Source organism: Oleiphilus sp. HI0117 (assembly GCF_001635235.1).
This window is the reverse complement of sequence record NZ_LWGA01000889.1, coordinates 1-3,709: the sequence shown is the minus strand read 5'-3', so window position 1 is coordinate 3,709 and position 3,709 is coordinate 1. Positions and strand designations below refer to the sequence as shown.

Genomic DNA, 3,709 nt, shown 5'->3' with positions numbered 1-3,709 from the left:
CGCTTAAGCTTTTGATCAAGGCGCAGATCACGTTTATCAAGATACTTTGAATATAGGCGCTTAATAACGACAGATAATTTATCGTAAAGTTTAATCGTCAACGCTCCGGTTTTATCCATCAGCCCTAACCAGGAAATCCCGGTAAAAACTGTCAGACCAAATAGAAGCATCGACACTAACATCAAAGTAGTGCCCAGGATGTTAAATTGAGCGAGCATACTGTTTGATAATTCCATACCAACAATACCACCCGAAACGTTATCTAAGCCTGCGACCGAATAAATAGCCAATAAACCCGTGGCACCAAGCAAAGTCAGAACAAAACCGATAACCCGAATGATAAACATTGGCCAATGAAAGACCTTCCTGGACTTTCTATTCTTAAAAAGCAGCGCGGCGCGATAGCCGATTAATATTGGGAAGAGGTAGGAAACATAGCCAAAAAAGTGCAGCAGTATATCGGCAAACCATGCACCGGCTTTACCACCGTAATTTGAAGCAACCTGATTTGTACCCGTGCTACTCCAACCAGGATCCATCGGAGAGTGGGAAATTAATGCAGCGAACAGAAAAATGCAGACAGCAACCGTTAGAATCAAGGCACCTTCACGCGAGCCTTGGGATAAATAGGCATGAAAATGATGTTGTTCTGAGTTACTACTACCAGGTTGTGCCATGTCGCTTATCACTGAATTACTAACTATGGTTGGCGAATCGAAAAAATATAAGTGTACGGACTATAGCTAACAGTATAGGAAAGCTTGAGGTATTTTTTAACTTTTATCGTTAATTATATGAAATATAGGAAAAAAGCTTTGCAGCAACAGGCTTTATTAAGCGATTGCTGCAATGCCACGACTCAAGTCTGCGATTAAGTCATCAGTGCTTTCAAGCCCAACCGAGATTCGAATCAAATTATCACTGATACCCGATTTATCACGATCTTCCTGACTTAAACGACCATGAGTCGTTGTCGCAGGATGAGTAATCGTAGATTTAGCGTCACCTAAGTTAGCGGTAATTGAAACAAACTCCAGCGCATCTATAAAGCGCCAAGCTGCTGCCTTGTCTCCCTTAATTTTAAAGGACAATACACCGCTATTTCCTGTTTGTTGGGATGCAACCAGGTCTGCCTGAGGATGACTTGCTAAGCCAGAGTAAAACACTTGGTCAACTTCAGCTTGTTCTGACAACCACTGAGCGATTTTCATAGCCCCATCACCGTGAGCTTTCATACGTATACTCAGGGTTTCTAAGCCCTTCAGCATCACCCAGGCATTAAAGGGGCTCAAGGCAGCACCGCCAGAACGGATAAAACCATGAACCTCTTCGATAATTGCATTTGAGCCGACAACCGCGCCACCCAAACAACGTCCTTGGCCGTCAATGTATTTAGTCGCTGAATGCACTACGATATCAGCACCAAGCTTCAAAGGCTGCTGCAAGATAGGTGTACACATGCAGTTATCAACAACAAGCAAGCAGCCTTTCGAATGACGCCCTTGTCTCGCCAGTTCTGCCAGTCTTGCGATATCAACTACTTCACACAGTGGGTTCGACGGCGATTCAAGGAATAGAAACCTAGTATTGTCCTTGATGCTGGTCTGCCATTGCTCGTAATCAGTCAGATCAACAAAGCTAATCTCAACACCAAACTTCTTTACAAACTTTTCTAGCAGAACTGTCGTCGTGCCAAAAACACTGCGCGAACAAATGACATGATCACCCTGCTCTAACAGAGCGTAGCAAACAGACATAATAGCAGCCATACCCGATGCTGCAGCAACACCACGCTCGCCTCCTTCTAAGGCAGCTAAGCGCGCCTCAAACATCGCAACCGTTGGATTGGTGAAACGCGCATAGATGTTCCCAGGCTCTTCGCCTGCAAATCGTGCAGCAGCTTCTTGCGCTGAATTAAACACAAAGCTTGAGGTCGGAAAAATCGCTTCGCTGTGTTCAAGCTCAGGACTTCTAATTTGCCCAGCTCGTACTGCAAGCGTCTCTAAACCAACACCGTCCAAATTTGGAACGGGAATATTACCTTTCGGTGGCTGGCTATTCGCCATCTCTTCTCACCTTTAATTCGAATTTTTAGTTTTCTATGACAAATAATGAGCTAATTCAGCCTTAATTGTCGTTATGAAGATCGATAGTGGCGTCATCTTCATTTAACTTCTTTTTGTTTGAATCATTACGTGCTTGCTCAAGCCTGTCGAGGTAATCACCACATATATCACCCGTTGGATAGACTCCGTTGAAGACCGAGCAATCAAACTCATCAATGTCTTCGTTTCCATCTTTCGCACAACGAATAAGATCTTCCAGGTCTTGATAAACTAGCCAGTCTGCACCAATAATTTCCTGAATATCTTCAACCGTGCGGTCATGTGCAATCAACTCAGTTGCAGCAGGCATATCGATACCGTAAACATTTGGGTATCTTACCTCAGGCGCGGCAGATGCAAAGTACACGTTTTTAGCACCAGCGTCTCTAGCCATTTGTACGATTTCACGACATGTCGTACCCCGTACAATTGAGTCATCGACCAACATAACGTTTTTATCTTTAAACTCTAGTTCAATGGGGTTCAACTTCTGACGTACCGACTTCTTACGCTGATTCTGGCCTGGCATAATAAAAGTACGACCAATATAGCGGTTCTTGATGAAGCCTTCGCGAAACTTCACACCCAACTCCACCGCCATTTGCATTGCAGAGGTACGGCTAGTATCGGGGATAGGCATGACAACGTCGATATCGTGATCAGGACGCAGTCGTTTTACTTTTTGGGCAAGTGTTTCACCCATACGCAGGCGCGCCTTGTAAACAGAGACCTTATCTATAATAGAATCAGGGCGCGCGAAGTATACGTGCTCGAAAATACAAGGTGTCAGTTTAGGGTTTTCAGAACATTGCTGTGTATGCAGTGTTCCATCATTCTCAATATAGATCGCTTCACCAGGCTCTATATCGCGCACAAGCTCAAAGCCTAGGGCAGCAAGCGCTACGCTTTCGGAAGAAATCATATATTCGGTGCCCTGCTCCGTCTCACGCTTGCCATAGCAAACCGGACGAATACCGTAAGGGTCACGAAAAGCCAACACGCCGTAGCCAGTGATCATGGCAATGACTGCATAGGCGCCTCGGCACCGCTTATGAACTTCTTTAACCGCGTTAAAGATTTCTACTTGCGTAGGTACCAGCTTTCCTTGCTCCTGAAGCTCGTGAGCAAAGACATTCAATAGTACTTCTGAATCGGAATTAGTGTTTACATGACGTAAATCCGACTTCAGAACCCCACTCGCTAGCTCAGCCGTATTAGTCAGATTACCGTTATGCGCTAAGGTAATACCATAAGGAGAGTTAACATAAAAAGGCTGAGCTTCCGCAGAACTAGAAGAGCCTGCAGTTGGGTAGCGCACATGCCCAATACCTACATTGCCTTGCAGGCGTTTCATATGCCGTGTACGAAAAACATCACGTACTAGGCCATTATCCTTTCTTAAAAAGAAACGATCATCTTGGCAGGTAACAATGCCGGCAGCGTCCTGGCCGCGATGTTGCAAAACGGTTAATGCATCATACAACGATTGATTCGCGTTGTTTTTTCCAACAACACCTACGATGCCACACATATGACTACCTCTTTAAAAACGTTTCTATCAAACTTTGGTTTCTTTATGACTTTCGAATACTGATCGAGACCAT

Annotated in this window: 3 protein-coding genes; all 3 read right to left on the bottom strand. The window is 44.7% G+C overall.

Annotation, left to right across the window (positions count from 1 at the left end; genetic code table 11):
* Positions 1–677 (bottom strand): DNA translocase FtsK 4TM domain-containing protein (locus A3757_RS15655; RefSeq protein ID WP_197470069.1); only part of this gene is annotated, 677 nt, incomplete at its 3' end.
* Positions 678–833: 156 nt separating this feature from the next.
* The gene (locus tag A3757_RS15650; protein WP_068515759.1) at positions 834–2,066 is read right to left on the bottom strand and encodes an O-succinylhomoserine sulfhydrylase; all 1,233 of its coding nucleotides are present in this window, start codon (positions 2,064–2,066) and stop codon (positions 834–836) included.
* Between the two features lie 61 nt (positions 2,067–2,127).
* Positions 2,128–3,636 (bottom strand): amidophosphoribosyltransferase, encoded by a 1,509-nt coding sequence (gene purF / locus A3757_RS15645; protein WP_068552637.1) that lies wholly within the window; start codon positions 3,634–3,636, stop codon positions 2,128–2,130.
* Positions 3,637–3,709 lie beyond the last annotated feature (73 nt).